The 16630-nt window shown below is 55.5% G+C and carries 10 protein-coding genes, 1 tRNA gene and 1 pseudogene; 4 read left to right on the forward strand and 8 right to left on the reverse strand.

All coding sequences use genetic code 11. The features are described 5' to 3' along the window. The first annotated feature begins 282 nt into the window (after positions 1-282). Complete coding sequence (gene drt3a, locus AC788_RS16360) at positions 283-1548, forward strand: antiviral reverse transcriptase Drt3a (RefSeq protein ID WP_049861634.1); 1266 nt, start codon at positions 283-285, stop codon at positions 1546-1548. Further along, on the forward strand, positions 1545-3527 hold the full coding sequence (gene drt3b, locus AC788_RS21450; protein WP_082223694.1) for an antiviral reverse transcriptase Drt3b: 1983 nt from the start codon (positions 1545-1547) through the stop codon (positions 3525-3527). The genes drt3a and drt3b overlap by 4 nt, the downstream gene beginning before the upstream one ends. A gap of 1203 nt (positions 3528-4730) precedes the next feature. Here the strand turns inward: drt3b and AC788_RS21870 are convergent. From AC788_RS21870 to AC788_RS16400, 7 genes and pseudogenes are all read right to left on the reverse strand, one after another. Beyond that, a pseudogene (locus AC788_RS21870) lies at positions 4731-5333 on the reverse strand (tyrosine-type recombinase/integrase); the annotation flags it as partial. 193 nt (positions 5334-5526) lie between these two features. Further along, a tRNA-Thr gene (locus AC788_RS16375) sits at positions 5527-5602 on the reverse strand. A 290-nt stretch (positions 5603-5892) separates the two neighbouring features. Continuing rightward, positions 5893-7095 (reverse strand): methyltransferase, encoded by a 1203-nt coding sequence (locus tag AC788_RS16380; RefSeq protein WP_049861636.1) that lies wholly within the window; start codon positions 7093-7095, stop codon positions 5893-5895. Next, positions 7080-7769, reverse strand: a complete 690-nt coding sequence (locus AC788_RS16385; protein ID WP_049861637.1) for an ABC transporter permease — start codon at positions 7767-7769, stop codon at positions 7080-7082. Before AC788_RS16385 ends, AC788_RS16380 begins: the two co-directional genes overlap by 16 nt. Then, on the reverse strand, positions 7766-8461 hold the full coding sequence (locus AC788_RS16390; RefSeq protein ID WP_049861638.1) for an ABC transporter permease: 696 nt from the start codon (positions 8459-8461) through the stop codon (positions 7766-7768). The genes AC788_RS16385 and AC788_RS16390 overlap by 4 nt, the downstream gene beginning before the upstream one ends. Positions 8462-8517: 56 nt before the next feature. Further along, complete coding sequence (locus AC788_RS16395; protein WP_049861639.1) at positions 8518-9261, reverse strand: ABC transporter substrate-binding protein; 744 nt, start codon at positions 9259-9261, stop codon at positions 8518-8520. Between the two features lie 15 nt (positions 9262-9276). Next, entirely contained in the window at positions 9277-10050 is a 774-nt protein-coding gene (locus tag AC788_RS16400) for an ABC transporter ATP-binding protein (RefSeq protein WP_049861640.1), read from the reverse strand. A gap of 589 nt (positions 10051-10639) precedes the next feature. On the opposite strand from AC788_RS16400, the gene gabP reads away from it, so the two are divergent. Further along, entirely contained in the window at positions 10640-12028 is a 1389-nt protein-coding gene (gabP, locus tag AC788_RS16405; RefSeq protein ID WP_049861641.1) for a GABA permease, read from the forward strand. Positions 12029-12266: 238 nt separating this feature from the next. Here the strand turns inward: gabP and AC788_RS16410 are convergent, their stop codons facing one another. Continuing rightward, positions 12267-14012 (reverse strand): anti-phage dCTP deaminase, encoded by a 1746-nt coding sequence (locus tag AC788_RS16410; RefSeq protein WP_082223695.1) that lies wholly within the window; start codon positions 14010-14012, stop codon positions 12267-12269. A 320-nt stretch (positions 14013-14332) separates the two neighbouring features. Between AC788_RS16410 and AC788_RS16415 the strand changes: the two genes are divergently transcribed. Continuing rightward, positions 14333-16552, forward strand: a complete 2220-nt coding sequence (locus tag AC788_RS16415) for a TonB-dependent siderophore receptor (protein WP_082223696.1) — start codon at positions 14333-14335, stop codon at positions 16550-16552. Positions 16553-16630: the final 78 nt, after the last annotated feature.

A 16630-nucleotide genomic window follows, 5' to 3' on the forward strand; every position in this document is an offset into this window, starting at 1 on the left:
CAGTGCGGCGGGGGGATTATCAGTGGTGGGGCGGCACCAGGAGTCGAATAATTTATTAACTATCTGATTTAAATGAGATTTATGACTTGGCGTGAAGAGAACTATCCCTTCGGCTATCCTCAATCTAGCTATGCAGCGACCAGATACTAGGAGCGCCCTATGCTACCTAATAGCCATGGACGAGATAGTGGCTTTTTGATAAATTGCTTGGGGAGCTGTTTCTTGGTGTCAAGAAACAGCCAAACTAATGAATACTTGTGGTCGTGGTTGTGAGTTGCAGTCATGATGATAGAAATACCGTACACAGCCAAAAATCTCGCCGAGTGTATAAGTTTTCAAGATATTATTAAACTCCCGCATTTGCAAGATCGAGCGCAACGTGCTGAGCTTGCTAAGAAATCATTAAGCCTTATTATGCGTAGTCAGTCCTTTTTAGGCTGCTTGAATCGTATAAGAATTGGCGGTGATGACGGTTATGTATTTACTTCCCTGAAATCAGAGCTGGTGGCGCGACTTGCCTCAAGGAATATAAAGGCAAATTATGGAATAAAGCAGTCTGATAGACAAACAATTATTGCAAACGCGATAACGATTTTTAAGGAGGGCACGCCGTTTGATGTTTATAGGTTTGACATTAAGAAGTTTTATGATAATGTGGATTTAAAAATACTTTTCGAGCGTTTGATGCTTGATGGGAAGTGCTCTTGGCAAACTCTTGTTTTGATAGATCAATTTTTTAAGACGCTTTCTGTTATTGGTGTTTCAGGTTTACCTCGTGGCTTGAGTATAAGTGCTACGCTCTCCGAATTCTATTTGAAAGAGTTTGATCTGGCCATATCATCAATGAATGAGGTTTTTTACTATGCAAGATTTGTTGATGATATTTTAATTGTCGCATCGGGTAGTTCGTCTAGAACAGATTTTGAAAAGAAAGTTGAAGACAATTTGCCGCAAGGTTTAGAGTTTCATGGCGCTGGAAAGCGAGAGTATATCCCCGTGGCTCGTTTGACACAGGGAAGTGGTAAAGCCCTTAAGAAATTTGATTACTTGGGCTATGGCATACAAATTTTTAACGAAGCTTCCCACGAGACTGTAAATGGAGTTCAGCGGCGTAAGGTTGTTTGCGATATTTCGGATGGAAAAGTTGCCAAAATAAAAATGAGGCTTCTCCAGTCTTACACAAGCTATCTATCAAGCTATCAATACCCCAGTGACTTTTTGTTGTTAAAAAACAGAGTTAGAGCTCTAGCGGGTAACTTCTACATTGTCGATCCTATGACTGGGGTGGATATTAAAACCGGGATATATTTTAACTATATCCATAAAAATTCAATAGGGCGCTGCGCCCTCGATGAGTTGGACTCCTTTTCGAGGGGTATTCTTTTTTCTGGTAAACATAAATTGTCTCGGCGAATTTCGGCGGCCTTGTCTTTGAGTAAGCGTAAACAATTGGCCGGTTTTAGCTTTAGGACCGGTTTTGAAAAGGCGCGATTTCACTCCTTTAAATATGACGTGCTTAAGAAAATAAAGGAGTGTTGGCGTAAATGAAAGCTGGATTTAGGCGTGTTAAGAAAGAAGATTTTTCAAGGGTGGTTTTGACGGAGACCTGTCCATATGAAGTACCCATAATATTTAGTAATCTAGGCTTTTATTGGCATCTGAAAAAGCATGAGGCAGGTGAGGGGCTTTTCCCGGATCTTATGGAGCACTTGTTCTGTCGTGATTTGAGCTCGGACTATACGATTCCATTAAGTTATAAAATTCGTAAAGATGAGAGCTCATTTAGAACTCTATCGCTTCTGCATCCTCGCGCGCAATTCAGATTTGTTGAATTTTATAAGACGTTCGGTGAGCAGGTTATCTTCTCGTGTACTAAAAGCTCGTTTAGCATCAGGCATCCAAGTAGTATCGCTAGCAAGTATTACACCAAAAGTGAGAATGGCAACATAAGTAAATATCGATCTAGTCAGGTGGTTGTCTCTTCCGCTGAATCGCGTACAAAATACCTATCATCTTATTTTTCTTATTCTGGTTATACTCGACTATATCGTTTTTTTGAGTCTTATGATTTTCTGCAGCTAGAAAGACAGTACTCATCTTTCTGGTCAGTTGATATCTCTAAGTTTTTTGATAGTATCTACACTCACTCTATTACCTGGGCTTTGAAGACCAAAGAGTTCTCAAAAAACCACTCCGCCGTCAAAAATTCATTCGGGGCCGTGTTTGATCGCCTGATGCAGGCATCTAACTATAATGAGACGGCAGGGATTGTTATTGGTCCGGAGGTTTGCAGGGTGTTTGCTGAAGTCATTTTTCAGCAGATCGATAGTGATATTCAAGGAGAGCTAAGCTCAAAAGGTTTAGTTGTCGGGCGTGATTACACTGTGCGGAGGTATGTTGATGATGTCTTCATATTTGCAATTAGTGATCACGTCGCAAGCAGTGTGTACCATGCTGTTGAGACTCATGCGAAAAAATACAAGCTCAACATAAATAAAGAAAAAACCGTTAAGGCCACAAGGCCATTTGTTACTGAAAAAACGAAATCGCTGAAAGCAGTAAAATACGCGCTCGCTAAGCTTATTGAAAGACTTTTACCCAAGACGGAGTCAGATGAGGATGGAGTTTATGTGCCTCATAGGCTTTATAATAGAAGGCGGGTAGCGGTTGACTTTATTGGGGAGGTTAAGTCTGCATGTATAGGCGATCCAGAATCTTATGGTGTAATGTGTGGCTACTTGATGTCGGCGCTAACCAGGGTTTTAACTCAAGTAACAGAGAAAAATATTTCTCGCTCATTTGATAGTTCTGAAGTTGGTCATAAATTTTTTGGTTTTTATCATGTGCTAATTGAAATAATATTTCACTTCTTCACGGTGAATCCTAGTCATGTCGGGTCGGTGAAAATATTTATAGCCTCAACTCTTTCATGTTCTTTCTTTGAAGCGCATCTACCAAGTGAGTTAAATTCAATAAAAAGTAAGATATATACTTGTTGTCGAGATTTTTTCAAAAGCAGTGAGTATGCAAAAATAGCTGAGGGTAATAATGACCACGCTATGCTTGAAGCATTGAACTTGCTTGTTGTGCTTAAAGGGCTGGGGGGCAATTATTTGTTGCCGCGTGATACGTTGCAGAGAATCGTAAATTTTTCGGCTGGTAGGCAGTTATCATATTTTGAAATTGTTGTATTGCTTTATTATGTTGAGAGCATCCCTTCCTATGCCGTTATAAAAAAACTTTTGTTGGCGTCTATAAAGGAAAGGCTTGATGATCTTTCTGATATTAGATCGAGCGCAGAAAAAATTTATCTCTTTTTGGATGTTATGACTTGTCCCTTCGTTGAGGATAAAGTCAAATCGAGATTTGCAGTGGCTTTGTATAAGCAGATTAACAAAAAAAATCCAACGCCGTCCCAGGCTTCAGATTTTATGTTAAGGCTGAGTAAGTATCCATGGTTTGTTTCGTGGAAAGACGCTGATTTTCTTTCATCACTTGAGAAGAAAGAGTTGCTAAAAGGGTATTAGTAATATAGATTTCTTATCTGCAGGGTGTACCGATCAGCTTTACAGTCTGATTTTGGGCTGGCTAACCGAAACCGATTCCGCTATCAGTCCTGGATGGACTTTTTTCGGGGGGAGGGGAAGGAATCATTTGCTTGTAAGGGAATGGCGGGTAACCGCACACACTATACTGATTGGATGCCCTGCCCTAATTTCTGATTGTTCTGATCCTCCGTAAGGTCCCCGTATCATCAGGGAACATGTGCATCTGGGTATCTTCGCTCAGATATCGATGTGTTCATCAGAACTTCCCGCCCCTAACCTAGCTATCGTCCCCACGTCATCCCGCCAAGAATGCTGAGTGTTATCAGGGATCAAGGCCCCTGCGACCTGTGGGGAATTTCCTCTATGCGGGACCGGCGGCTCCTTACAACCGGGAGCAAGGGCATCTCATGATCTGGCCTCCTGAGCACCGTTACCGGTGGGCGGGTGGAGGCAGTGCTGGCTGACTAAACCAGCGCCTGAAAATCCTGAGCCGGGTGAACGCAGCAATGCGATGACCAGGGCGTGCCTGACTGTCAGTCAGGTGCAGTCCATTCCCTGGTCTGCGGCGCCATCATCTACAAGGCTGTTGCTGGTGACATCGGCGTTTGTCACGCCGATTGTCACGAGGGGGAATGCCGCAAACCCTTGTGCGATCAGGGCTGCAGCAGTGGTAGAAGTGCCCGTCTCTTTCCAGAAGAAAGAGACGGGCACAGGCTGGCGCAATATTCGGCCAAGCGGATAGGTTGCTGCAGGGCAGCGAGGTAAGGTGTATCTGGCGCACGAGCGCAATACGTGTAAAAGCATCCATCACATAAGTAGTGACCGGGCGAGCTGCGAGATGCGAATCGCCATTGGGCAGAACCACCGCGGGAGCGGCGTGACCTTTAATGTTCGGGTCACTTGGGGGGCTTTCATCGACAGCGCTTGCAACTCCCGGTTTACGCCTGTGGACAATATTCGTCAAGCCAAGAGATTTCAGGGATTTAGTGCCTGTGGATAAAACTATCCCCCGGTGGAGATCAGCGGTTTTCCACAGACGTGCGCTGTGCCAGCAGCTTTTTTTAGGAAAGGTCCTTTCAAACTGGGCGGCTTTGCAGCCCCGTTTGAAAGGACCCGTGCGGAGGAGCTTCATGGGGTGCTGTGGGTAACTTCACCGCGAGTTTGAGGTGGCGGTGCGGCGGGTTACGCGGTCCTCTCGGCACTGCGCAGGCGGGTGACGTTCTCGCCAGTCTGCTTGGCAAACTCGTGCGGCGTCACATGGTCCTCGCGGTTCGCCTCCAGAAACCGGCTCCGCCAGGTCATGATCATCCGGCGCTCTTCGAGGAACTCGGCCTTGTGGGTATGAGCGGCCCGTACGTTGTTGCGTTTCTTGTGACTCATCTGCCGTTCGATGGCTGTCTCCTACCACAAGCCGGACTCGATCAGCGCGCTACACGCCATGGTGCGAAAGCCGTGGCCGCAGATGTCCACTTGGTGTCGTAGCCCATCGTCCTCAAGGCAGCGTTCACCGTGTTCTCGGACAACGGTTTCCACGGTTTGGCATCTCCGGCAAACACTAGGTCGAATTTGCCGGTTCTCTTGTGGATCTGCTCCAGCAAGGTCACCGCTTGTGGTGATGAGGGTACAAGGTGAACGTCTCCGCCATTTTGTACCGAGTGTGGAAAAGGGTATGGCGTCTAGCGCTGGGCCGGTGTCGGGGATTTCTTAGATGCCGCGCTTGAGATCGAATTTGTTCCACCTTGCAAAGCGCGGTTGGCTAGGGCGCACAAACATGTAAAGCCATAGTGGCCGAAATTCTGCGCGGCGTTTGCGTGCGGGGGGGCAGGGGGATATTTGATAGGCCCTTTGGACGGCGGTGACTGAACCGACGTCTTCGCGGCCACCGGCCGCTCCTACGGGGGTTGCGTATGGGGCGGACACCCACAAAAACCACAAACAAAAAAGGCCCACCTTGCGGTGAGCCTTTCTCGTCAAACTATGGTGCCGGCACCAGGAATCGAACCCGGGACCTACTGATTACAAGTCAGTTGCTCTACCATCTGAGCTATACCGGCAAGTGAGGGCGCTGATTATAGCCATTCGATCGCCCGAGTAAACCCCCCTGCGGCATAATTTCTTCGTCTTTAGCTCTTAATGCGTCAGTGCTTATGCACATTCGGCGTGCCAACCCGGTCGACCGTTCGCCGATTAGGTCGTTTTGATGACATCGTTCGCAAGCTACTGTTTTCGCTGGCGAATCGGACATGACCGAAAAATGACCAGTCTGCATTCTGGCGTTCCGGTGCAGCACCGATGCGTCGCGTCACACTTCTACCCACAGAGTTATCCACAGGTTGTGCAGGCTTCAGGTGCGTTCGGCGATGATCATCAGATTGCGGGGCGTCAGGGTTTCCGGGCAGAAGGTGCCGACCTGCGCGGTGTACTGGCGCTCTTGCAGGTACAAGGCGCGGTCGAGCACCAGCCACAGCTCCAGGGGCTTGCGGAACAGGCCGCGCAGGAGTTCGAGGTTGCGGACTTGAGCCAGTCGTTGCCAGCCGCGCGCTTCGAGGTTGTCGAAGTCCACACCATGGGCTATGGGTACGCTCTGCAGTGCGGCCAAGTCGCGGCAGTAGTCGGCGAAGGGTTTGTCCAGCCAGGCGGCGGGCAGGGAGGGGCAGGGTAGGTAGTGGTCGGTGCCGCGTTGCTCGCGCTGCAGCAGGTCGAAGGCCAGGCGGCGGGCCATGGACTGGTCGCGCTGGCGGCGCACGCGGGCGCCGGCGGTGACGGTGGCTTCCAGGGGCAGGCCGAGGTCTTCGAGGGTCAGGGAAAGGGCGGAGGGTTCGCTGCACAGTTGGCGATAGGCGCCGTGGGTGCGGTTGTAGCAGCAGGGTGCGAAGGCCAGGTGCTGGCAGCCTGCTTGGGCGGCGCGGCGCATGAGCTGGACGTGCAGGTCGCCGCAGGCGTGCAGGGCGACGGGGGTGATGCAGGCTTGCAGGCGCAGGTCGTCGGCCATGACGGTTTGCAGCTGGTGGTGGGCGGGCAATGCGTGATGGCTGCTGAGTTGGGCGCCGCTGGCGACCAGTGCGGGGTCGTATTCCAGGCAGGTGAGGCGTTGGCCATCGCGCAGCAGGCGGCGGCCGAGGTGGCCTTTGCCGGCGCACCAGTCCAGCCAGTGGCTGGTGGAATCGGCGAAGGGCAGGGCAGCGGCGAAGGCTTCGATCTGTTGCCATTTGCGGCCGGGCACGTCGACGTTGAGTCGGTGGCGGGCGGCGGGCACGTCAGTGGTCGGCAGCGGGCCCACTGCGCTGAGCGCATGTGCCTGCCGGGCCAACGCAGGAAAGGGCGCCGGGGCGTTCAGGTCGAGCAGCGAGTTATGCACAGCCTCGGCGTCGGCCAGGGTGCGGGCGCGCAGCCAGGTGGCGAGCTCGGGATATTGCGCTTCCCAAGGCAAGGTCAGTTGAGTGAAAGGCTTGGGTCGCCAGAGATCGACGTGCGCGGCCAAAAAGGCGTCCAGTGCGTGAAAGCGCTCACGCAGCTGGTCGCCTTGCAGGGTCAGCGGCCCTGACACGCGTCCACGCGCAGCCAGCGCTCGAGCAGTTTGAAGGCCTGCACCAGCACGAACGACATGGCCAGGTAGAACATGCCGGCGGCGAAGAAGATTTCCACCGGCAGGTAGGTGCGGGCAATGATCGTGCGGGCCATGCCGGTGAGTTCCAGCAGGGTGACGGTGCTGGCCAGCGAGCTGGCCTTGAGCATCAGGATCACTTCGTTGCTGTAGGCCGGCAGGCCGATGCGGGCGGCGCGTGGCAGCATGATGTGCACCAGCGCCTTGCTGCGAGACATGCCGAGGGCGCGGGCGGCTTCGATCTCGCCCTTGGGAATGGCTTGCAGGGCGCCGCGCAGGATTTCTGCGATGTAGGCGGCAGTGTGCAGGGTCATGGTCCCGGCGGCGCACCAGAACGGGCTGCGCAGGTAGGGCCATAGGCTGCTTTCGCGCACTGCGTCGAACTGTGCCAGCCCGTAGTACACCAGGAACAGCTGCACCAGCAGCGGCGTACCGCGAAAGAAGAAGATGTAGGCGTAGGGCAGCCCGCTGATGTACCACTTCTTCGAGGTGCGGGCGATGCCCAGCGGGATGGCCAGGATAAGTCCGGCCAGCACCGCGATGGCGACCAGTTCCAGGGTCAGGGTGGCGCCTTGCATGAGGCGCGGCAGCCACTTGATGATCACTTCCCAGTTCATTGCGAGGCCCTCGCGAAGCCGCGCGCGGCGCGTTTCTCCATGAAGTGCAGGGCAACCATGGCGACCACGGTGAGGCTCAGGTACATCAGGGCGGCGACCATATAGAAGGTGAACGGCTGTTTGCTGACGGTGACGGCGTTCTGCGCGTTGCGCATGATTTCTTCCAGGCTGATGACGGACACCAGCGCGGTGTCCTTCATCAGAATCAGAAACAGATTACCCAGCCCCGGCAGGGCGATGCGCCACATCTGCGGCAGCACCAGGCGGATGAAGATGCGCGACGTGCTCAGGCCCAGGGCCAGGCCGGCTTCGCGATGGCCTTTGGGAATGGCCAGGATGGCGCCTCGGAACACTTCGGTGGCGTAGGCGCCGAAGCACAGGCCCAGCGCAATCACGCCAGCGGCGAAAGGGCTGAGCTCCAGGCTGCCGACGCCCAGCGCCAGGCCGAAGCTGCGCAGCCCGTTGACGGTGCCGAAGTAGATCAGCAACACCCATAGCAGTTCGGGGATGCCGCGTACCAGTGTCGAGTAGAACCCGCCGAGCCACTGCAGGGGGCGGTTGCGCGAGGTTTTCGCCAGAGCCCCGGCGAGGCCCAGCAGCAGCCCCAGGCACAGGGCGCTGAGGGCCAGTTTGACGGTCATCAGCGCGCCTGCGGCAAGCGCAGGGCCGAAGCCATAGAGATCGATGTTCATGGGCAGGCTTGTTCAGGGGCAGACGTCGGCCTTGTAGGTCGACGCCTGCCGGGCTGTCAGAGAATGCTGAAAGGGAAGTACTTGTCGTTGATCTTCTTGTAGGTGCCGTCAGCGATGATTTCCTGCAGTGCCGCGTTCAGCTTCTCGCGCAGGGCGTCGCCCTTGCGGACGGCAATGCCGATCTTGTCGCTTTCCTCGACCGCATCGCCCTTGAACTCGAAGTCTTGGCCGGCCTTGCTTTTCAGCCAGTCGTAGCTGGCGTACTTGTCGGCCAGGATGGCATCGAGGCGGCCGCTGCTCAGGTCCAGGAAGGCGTTTTCGGAGGTGTCATAGAGCTGAGCCTCGATACCGTACTTGTCTTCCAGCCAGGTGCCGGACAAGGTCGCGCGCTGGGCACCGATGGATTTGTTCTCCAGGCTTTCGCGGTCGATGGGGAAATCCACACCCTTCTTGGCGATGAACTGCAGCTTGTTGCTGTAGTAGGGGTTGGTGAAGTCCACCACTGCCGAGCGCTCGGGGGTGATCGACATGGACGACACCAGGAAGTCGAACTTCTGCGACTGCAGCGCGGGGATGATGCCGTCCCAGTCGGAGGTGACCACTTCACATTCCACTTCCATCTTCGCGCACAGGGCCTTGCCGATGTCGACGTCGAAGCCCACGACCTGGCCGCTGGTGTCCTTGCTGTTGAACGGTGGGTAGGCCGCCTCCACGCCCATGCGCAGTTTTTCGGCCGCCATGGCCGCGCCGTTGACCAGCAGTGTGGCGGCAACCGCCAGAAAGAGTTTCTTGATGTTCATATTGTTATTGCTCCGTTAGCGGTTGCTGGACATGAACTGCCTGCAGCGCGCCGACAAGGGGTTGTCGAATACTTGCTCGGGCGTACCCTGCTCTTCCACCAGACCTTGATGCAGAAACACCACTTCGCTGGAGACTTGCCGGGCGAAGCCCATCTCGTGTGTCACCAGCAGCATGGTACGGCCTTCTTCGGCCAGGTTGCGAATAACCGAGAGCACCTCCTGGACCATTTCCGGATCCAGCGCCGAGGTCGGCTCGTCGAACAGGATAACCTTGGGCTGCATGGCCAGGGTGCGGGCAATCGCCGCACGTTGTTGCTGACCGCCGGAAAGCTCGTTGGGATAGGCGTGGCGCTTGTCGGCAATACCGACCTTTTCCAGCAGCGCCTCGGCCACCTCGACCGCTTCGGTGCGGCTCTGGCCGAGCACACGGCGCGGCGCTTCGATGATGTTGTCGAGCACGCTCATGTGCGGCCACAGGTTGAAATTTTGAAACACAAAACCGATCTGGCTGCGCAGCCGGTTGATCTGGCGATTGTCGGCGGCAATCAGTTCGCCGTTGCGTGCGGCCTTGAGCTTGAGCGCTTCACCGGCCACCAGGATTTCGCCCTGATGGGGGTTTTCCAGCAGGTTGATGCAGCGCAGCAGGGTCGACTTGCCGGAACCGGATGAACCGAGGATGGAGATCACTGCACCGTCGTTGGCGGCCAGCGATATGCCTTTGAGCACGTCCAGTGCACCGTAGCGCTTGTGCAGGTTACGGATTTCCAGAGCGGGCGTGGCCTGAGCCATGTGCGGTCCTCATATAGGCGTGTGCGGCCTGCCATCGTCGACATGAACAGCCAGGCGCACAGCTAGCATAGCGCGGATGGCGGGACTGAACGTGCAGCTGGGTTCTCGAGTGCCTGATGCACGGTGCAAGGGCACTGTGGTCAGGACTTCGGACGGGCAGGGCGCGGTAAAAAGGCGCGATGTTGCCAGTTTTGCCGGAACGAGGAAAGCGCGAATGCAGGGGATGTTCAACGGCGCGATGAGAGGCAGGTGGCACGAAGTAGCACCTGAGTCGTGCATTGTCCGCGCAAAAGTTGCGCCTTTAGGTTGCACTGTTTTTGTGCGAGGGTGTTACCGGCGTCGTTTTTTGGTGCGGCATAACGACCCAGGCTGAGTAGTTCGGTAATGCGCAGGAGCCACAAGGGCAAACCTCAACGGATTCAATCCCTTGCCATGATCGGTCGAGAGGTCCGAATCAGGGCGGCAGGATATACCTTGGTACAATTTGGCGCAATTTTTGCGTAAAAGATATGGAACGGGGTGTAGCGGACTTTGCACAAGGCTCGCGATCACCGCCGGACAGAACGCTATTTTTCGCAAAGGTAGTTTTATGAGTACGCAGAATTCCACAGGTCTCGCTCAGGGACTCAAGCCGCGTCATGTAACTATGCTGTCGATCGCCGGTGTGATCGGTGCCGGCCTGTTCGTAGGTTCCGGCCACGCCATCGCTGCTGCCGGCCCTGCCGTGCTACTGGCCTATGCTGCTGCCGGTAGCCTGGTGGTACTGGTCATGCGCATGTTGGGTGAAATGGCCGTTGCCTCGCCTGACACCGGTTCGTTTTCCACCTACGCCGACCGCGCCATCGGCCATTGGGCCGGTTTCTCCATCGGCTGGCTGTACTGGTGGTTCTGGGTGCTGGTAATCCCGCTGGAAGCCAACGCCGCCGCCTCGATTCTGCACGCGTGGATTCCCGACGTTGCGCATTGGGTGTTCGCGTTAGTGATCACCCTGGTGCTGACGGTAACCAACCTGTTCAGCGTGAAGAACTACGGTGAATTCGAGTTCTGGTTCGCGCTGATCAAGGTGCTGGCGATCATCGCCTTCATCGTCGTGGGCCTGGGCGCGGTGTTCGGCTTCATGCCCAACAGCCAGGTCAGCGGTGTCAGCCACCTCACCGACACCATGGGCTTCATGCCCAACGGGCTGGGCGCCGTCGTCGCTGCCATGTTGACCACCATGTTCTCGTTCATGGGCACCGAAATCGTCACCATCGCCGCCGCCGAATCGAAGAACCCCGGTCAGCAGATCTCCAAGGCCACCAACTCGGTGATCTGGCGGATATTCCTGTTCTACCTCGTATCGATCTTTCTGGTGGTGGCCCTGGTGCCATGGAACGACCCGCGCCTGGCCGAGCTGGGTTCCTACCAGACCGTGCTGGAGCTGATCGGTATTCCCAACGCCAAGCTGATCGTCGACATCGTGGTACTGGTCGCCGTAACCAGCTGCCTGAACTCGGCGCTGTACACCGCTTCGCGCATGCTGTTCTCCCTGAGCAAGCGTGGCGATGCGCCGGCTGCCGCACAGAAAACCTCGAAGTCGGGCACCCCATCGGTAGCCGTGCTGATGTCCACCGCCGCGGCCTTCGTGGCGGTGATCGCCAACTACGTCGCGCCAGCCGCCGTGTTCGATTTCCTGCTCGCCACTTCCGGCGCCATCGCGTTGCTGGTGTACCTGGTGATCGCCGTGTCGCAACTGCGCATGCGCCGCAAGCGCGAGATCGCCGGTGAGAAGATCGACTTCAAGATGTGGCTGTTCCCCGGCCTCACCTATCTGGTCATCCTGTTCATCGTTGCGGTACTGACCACCATGGCGCTGCGCGAAGACCACCGCGTGGAAATCCTCGCCACGGGCGGCCTGGCTATTGCCGTCGTCGTCGCTGGCCTGATCGTCTCCAGCCGCCGCAAGGCCGGTAATGCGCGAGTAGCGCTGAGCCGCTGATCGATTGGACCGTTGGAATGCAAAGGCCGCTGTCAGTGATGACAGCGGCCTTTGTCGTTTCAGGATGGACAGGTCACTGCCCTGACGGTCCTCGCAAACTGTGTTCTTTTTGCGCCATGTCGCTGTTCTTCGGGCCTGCCGGAGGCTTGAAGATATCCTGCTTCCAACTTGGCCAGCGAGCGACAGCTTGTCGACACATGGATACGTGGTTTAGAAATTCCTGCTTCTTGGTCGTCATTTAGGTTCCCTCTATGTAGGTAGACAGCAGATTCGCTGCTGCTGCTTCACGATCCATGTAAGAGCACGGAAGCATCTGGGTCCTGAGCTTTGCACTTTCTTCTTTCCACTCGACGATTTCGCCGTCGTCGTTCTTGCGTGCCACCGGGTAGCCGCTGCCGAGATTCGTCGAGAATAGGTTGAAAAAGCTCCGCGGGCCAACCCCGATGAAAGGTTCGAATACGACATTGTCCGGGTTGTTCCCGAGCGAGATGGCGTCGGAGTGAAATTCCAGAGCCTTGCTCTTGGGGTAGGGTTCTACGTAGACCACCCGTTTGATACCTGCAGCCACAATGTGCTTGGCGCAGTTGTGACAGGGGAAAGTCGTGCAGTACAAGTCGCTGCCCGAGCAGTTCACACCCGAGCGGGCGCTCGACAGCAAGGCCTCCATTTCGGCATGCACCACCCGGCCATATTCGGTGATGTCCTTGATCTTGCTCCTTCTGATCAATGGCGCGAGTTCCTGGTGATACTCCTGGGGAACCACCGCAAGGATATCGTCGATGATCAGCCTTTTCTGGATGGCATTGGAGTCTTGACCGCGCATGTAATCACGCCCGTCAGGCGCATCTACGATGCCGTGGGTGTCTGGATCCTTTTCGGGCCAGTAAAGGCCTCCGTGGGCCTTGGGAACATCATTGGCCCCGGTGGCGATAATGCAGCGGTGCTTGGTCAGGACTGCCCCTACCTGACGCGAGAGGTCGGCAGACCTCAACGAGGCGGAAAACGCCATGAACATCGCGTACTCGTCGAACGTCGGGGTGATGTAGGGGCGACCGAAAAGCAGGTCGAGAATACGCCACGTCTGTTTCTTCAACGAGTCGGAGTTGCCATTGTAGTCAATGAAGAAGTCGGAGAGATGGTAGGTGTTGCGGGTGTGCTGACCATGTTCGTCGCGCTCGTCCGCATCACGCTCGATCAGGCGCGATGCCTGTTCCTCCGTCATGGACAGGTCCTTCACCAGATACTCATGGCGTCGTGTCAGATCGGCGTGGACGCCGACCAGAAAAAAGCCATCCGAATAGATCTTGCGCAGACGCTCGACTTCCGCAGGGCTTTTCAATGAGTTGATGATGAACGCCCGGCGACGCATGGGGGCCGACTCGCTTCGCAGCTTGTTGATTTGCACCGCCGCGCCCAATGCCAGTATGGCGTTGTCCTTGCTCTTCCCGCGCAGCCGGTTCCCTTCTTCCATGAAGCTGCTGATGCGGTCGTACTGATGGGTGGTGTCGGCAGGGGAGCCGATGCTGGCAATGACATCCGTAGAGACTTTGATGGTGCAGGTTTCGTAGCCGAAAATCTTGAGCCGGTCGCCGATCAGCTTCGACACCTCTGGAAGGTCGGTTCCGATCGTCCCGACCAGCCCGATGATGAGCTCGGAATCGGAATAGGTATCGTCGATGAAATAGGATGTGTCCGATGCAGGTTCCTGGGAAAGCTCTGCCAGCATTAGCGCTGCATCGTCAGGTTGCGTGTGCTGCGCTCCGTAATGGCTATTGAGCAAAGGCTCGACCATTTCCTGGAGCTTCGACGCCGCGTGGGGTTTGCCTTGAAAGTGCAGGGTGCCAGTAGACGGGTACCAGTTGAGAATGCCTTTGCTGCGGGTCTTGAACTGATGCTGGTTTTCGTTGATTACCCGCCATTCGCCAGCGGGCAGAATGCTTTCGAGCTTTATCTTGAGTTCTTCGAACGTGCCATCAAAGCGCATGGTGACTCCTTGTTCTTGCTGCCGATCAATCCGTTGATCGAGGGGACTCTCGGTGACTTTCGAGAGGTGGGACGTGAAGCGAATAAAGATAGCCCATCAAGACGCGAGCGTACGGTAACCAGTCCTGCGATAGGTAACAACATGTGTGAGTCACCCAAGCCATTCCCGAACTGGCTCAACGAGGCCACGAGAATCTTCAAACCCAAAACGACTTAAATGGAAATGCGAATCACTCCATGCTAGATTCTCCCGCTTTTTGAGATATGTCGACACAAAAAAACGGCTGGTCTTCGCAGGATCTTCAGGGGAGAGGATGGTAGATGGCTCGCAATAACAAGATTAATTCCAGCGCGAATTCTGTGGCTTTACTCGTTGCCACACTCAGTTGGCAGGGCATTGCCGCTGCTGACCAGGCGCCTGCCACACCTGCAACCAAAGATGCAGTTCTACAGTTGCAGAACCTGGTCATTACCGAACAAGCACCGGAAAGCCAGCAGAGCACGGGTTATCAAGTACAGAACAGCACGGCGGGCACCAAAACCAGTACGCCTTTGTCCGAGACTCCACGTTCTGTCTCGGTGGTCACGCGCCAACGTATCCAGGACCAAGGTTCTCAGTCGCTCACCGATATTCTTGGCTACGTGCCGGGAATCTTCGCGCCGCCTTTCGCCGTGGGCGATGGTTTGGCCGGTGATCTGTTTTCCATCCGCGGCTACAACGCCACGGACTATGGCTATGGTTTGCTGAAAGATGGTTTGCGCCTGCAAGGCAACCGTTACGACACCACCACCGAGCCCTATGGGCTGGAGCGTACCGAAGTCTTTCGAGGCCCAAGCTCGATTCTTTACGGGGAAAACGCGCCGGGCGGACTGGTCAATCTGATCAGTAAAAAGCCGACCGAAACCGCGCAGGGCGAGGCCAAGTTTACCTATGGCAGCAACAATCGCCGCCAACTCGGACTCGATGTTTCGGGTCCGTTGATGGACGACAACCGTGTTCTGGGCCGGCTGGTGATGCTGGGCCGAAATGCCGATACGCAAGTTGATTCGGTGCCGGATGACCGCCTCTACATCGCGCCGTCGATGACGTTCAACTTCAGCGAAGACACCGCACTGACCTTGCTGTCGACTTACCAGCGCGACCGCACCAAGTTGCTGTTGGGCTATCCGGCAGCAGGAACGCTGCTCAATAACGTCAATGGCAAGATCGGCAAGGACCAGTTCAACGGCAATCCGAACTGGGACGATTTCGAGCGCGAAACCTGGACCTTGGGTTATGAGTTCAGCCATCAGATCAACGACGTCTGGCAGTTCCGTCAGAACTCGCGCTACATGGAATCGCGCTTGAATCGTCATGAAACCTGGCCAAACAATCTGAACCGGGCCGGCTTCGGCAGTACGTTGAGCAGCACGGCTTATGATCGTGACAACAAATCGATCACCTATTCAGTGGATAACCAGTTCGAAGGCCACTTCACTTCGGGGGCGTTGGATAACACAGTGCTGCTCGGCGCAAGTTACGATCGCACCTCGTTCAACCAGGATTGGAACGCAGGCTTGGGCGGTACTTACAACGTGTTCAACCCGGTGTTCTCGGCGGTGCAACCGAACGCCTCGCAATACGTGCAGAACTCCCAGCTCGATCAGCACATGTACGGCGCGTATGGCCAATTGCAAAGCAAGTATGACAACTGGATCTTCCTGTTGGGCGGGCGCCAGGACTGGGTGCAGAGCGAATACCGCAACCGTGCCAGCGCGGCGCGTCCAGGCAGCGCAGCAATATCGGCCACGGACCTGGATGGCTGGGATCATCGGTTCAGCTGGCAGACGGGTTTGATGTACCAGTTCGAAAACGGCATCTCGCCCTATGTCAGCTATTCCACGGCATTCACCCCCGTACAGCAATCGTCCCAGCCCAACGGCGATCTGCTCGATCCGATTCTCAGCAAGCAGTATGAAGTGGGTGTGAAGTTCGAGCCCAAAGGGTGGAACACGACCTTCAGTGCGGCTGTTTTCGACCTGACCAAATCACGCGACGTGGTCGCAGGCAGCAGCGGCTTCAGCCGGCAAGTGGGCGAGAGCAAGTCCCAAGGCCTGGAGCTTGAGGTCAACAGTGACGTGACGCCCAATCTCAGTCTGGTTGCGTCGTACACCTACACGGACGCGCGGGTGACCAAAGATGCGCCAGGCTCATTGTTCGAAGACCATCAACTGACGGGCATTCCACGCAACCAGGCGTCGACCTGGGCGACGTACCGCTTCCTGGATGGCGCGCTGAGCGGTCTACGCCTGGGCGGCGGCGTGCGCCACTTCGACAACACCTTTGCCTACACAGCGCCGACGCTGTACGGCAAGCTGAAAACTGGCGATGTGACGCTGGTGGACGCCTTGGTGGGGTATGACATCAACGAGCATTGGTCGGTGGACGTGAACGCGAAGAACCTGTTCGACAAAGAATACGTGTCGGGCTGCAACAACGCGGGTCGCTGCTATTGGGGTGAGGAGCGAACGGTGCTGGGGACCGTGGCGTTTCGCTGGTAAGCCACCCAGCCCGGCCAGGGAGGGCGCGCTGGGCCTGTGAGTGGATCCGAGGACCGAACTTGATCCATTCGCATGCCC

The organism is Pseudomonas sp. RIT-PI-a (genome assembly GCF_001187875.1).
GTDB classification, from domain to species: domain Bacteria; phylum Pseudomonadota; class Gammaproteobacteria; order Pseudomonadales; family Pseudomonadaceae; genus Aquipseudomonas; species Aquipseudomonas coleopterorum.

What these genes read in the sequence shown, in the direction of transcription:
- drt3a (WP_049861634.1), top strand. Translation starts at nt 283, where the DNA reads ATGATGATAGAAATACCGTACACAGCCAAAAATCTCGCCGAGTGTATA.
- drt3b (WP_082223694.1), top strand. Translation starts at nt 1,545, where the DNA reads ATGAAAGCTGGATTTAGGCGTGTTAAGAAAGAAGATTTTTCAAGGGTG.
- AC788_RS16385 (WP_049861637.1), bottom strand. Translation starts at nt 7,769, where the DNA reads ATGAACTGGGAAGTGATCATCAAGTGGCTGCCGCGCCTCATGCAAGGC.
- AC788_RS16390 (WP_049861638.1), bottom strand. Translation starts at nt 8,461, where the DNA reads ATGAACATCGATCTCTATGGCTTCGGCCCTGCGCTTGCCGCAGGCGCG.
- AC788_RS16395 (WP_049861639.1), bottom strand. Translation starts at nt 9,261, where the DNA reads ATGAACATCAAGAAACTCTTTCTGGCGGTTGCCGCCACACTGCTGGTC.
- AC788_RS16400 (WP_049861640.1), bottom strand. Translation starts at nt 10,050, where the DNA reads ATGGCTCAGGCCACGCCCGCTCTGGAAATCCGTAACCTGCACAAGCGC.
- gabP (WP_049861641.1), top strand. Translation starts at nt 10,640, where the DNA reads ATGAGTACGCAGAATTCCACAGGTCTCGCTCAGGGACTCAAGCCGCGT.
- AC788_RS16410 (WP_082223695.1), bottom strand. Translation starts at nt 14,012, where the DNA reads ATGCGCTTTGATGGCACGTTCGAAGAACTCAAGATAAAGCTCGAAAGC.
- AC788_RS16415 (WP_082223696.1), top strand. Translation starts at nt 14,333, where the DNA reads ATGGCTCGCAATAACAAGATTAATTCCAGCGCGAATTCTGTGGCTTTA.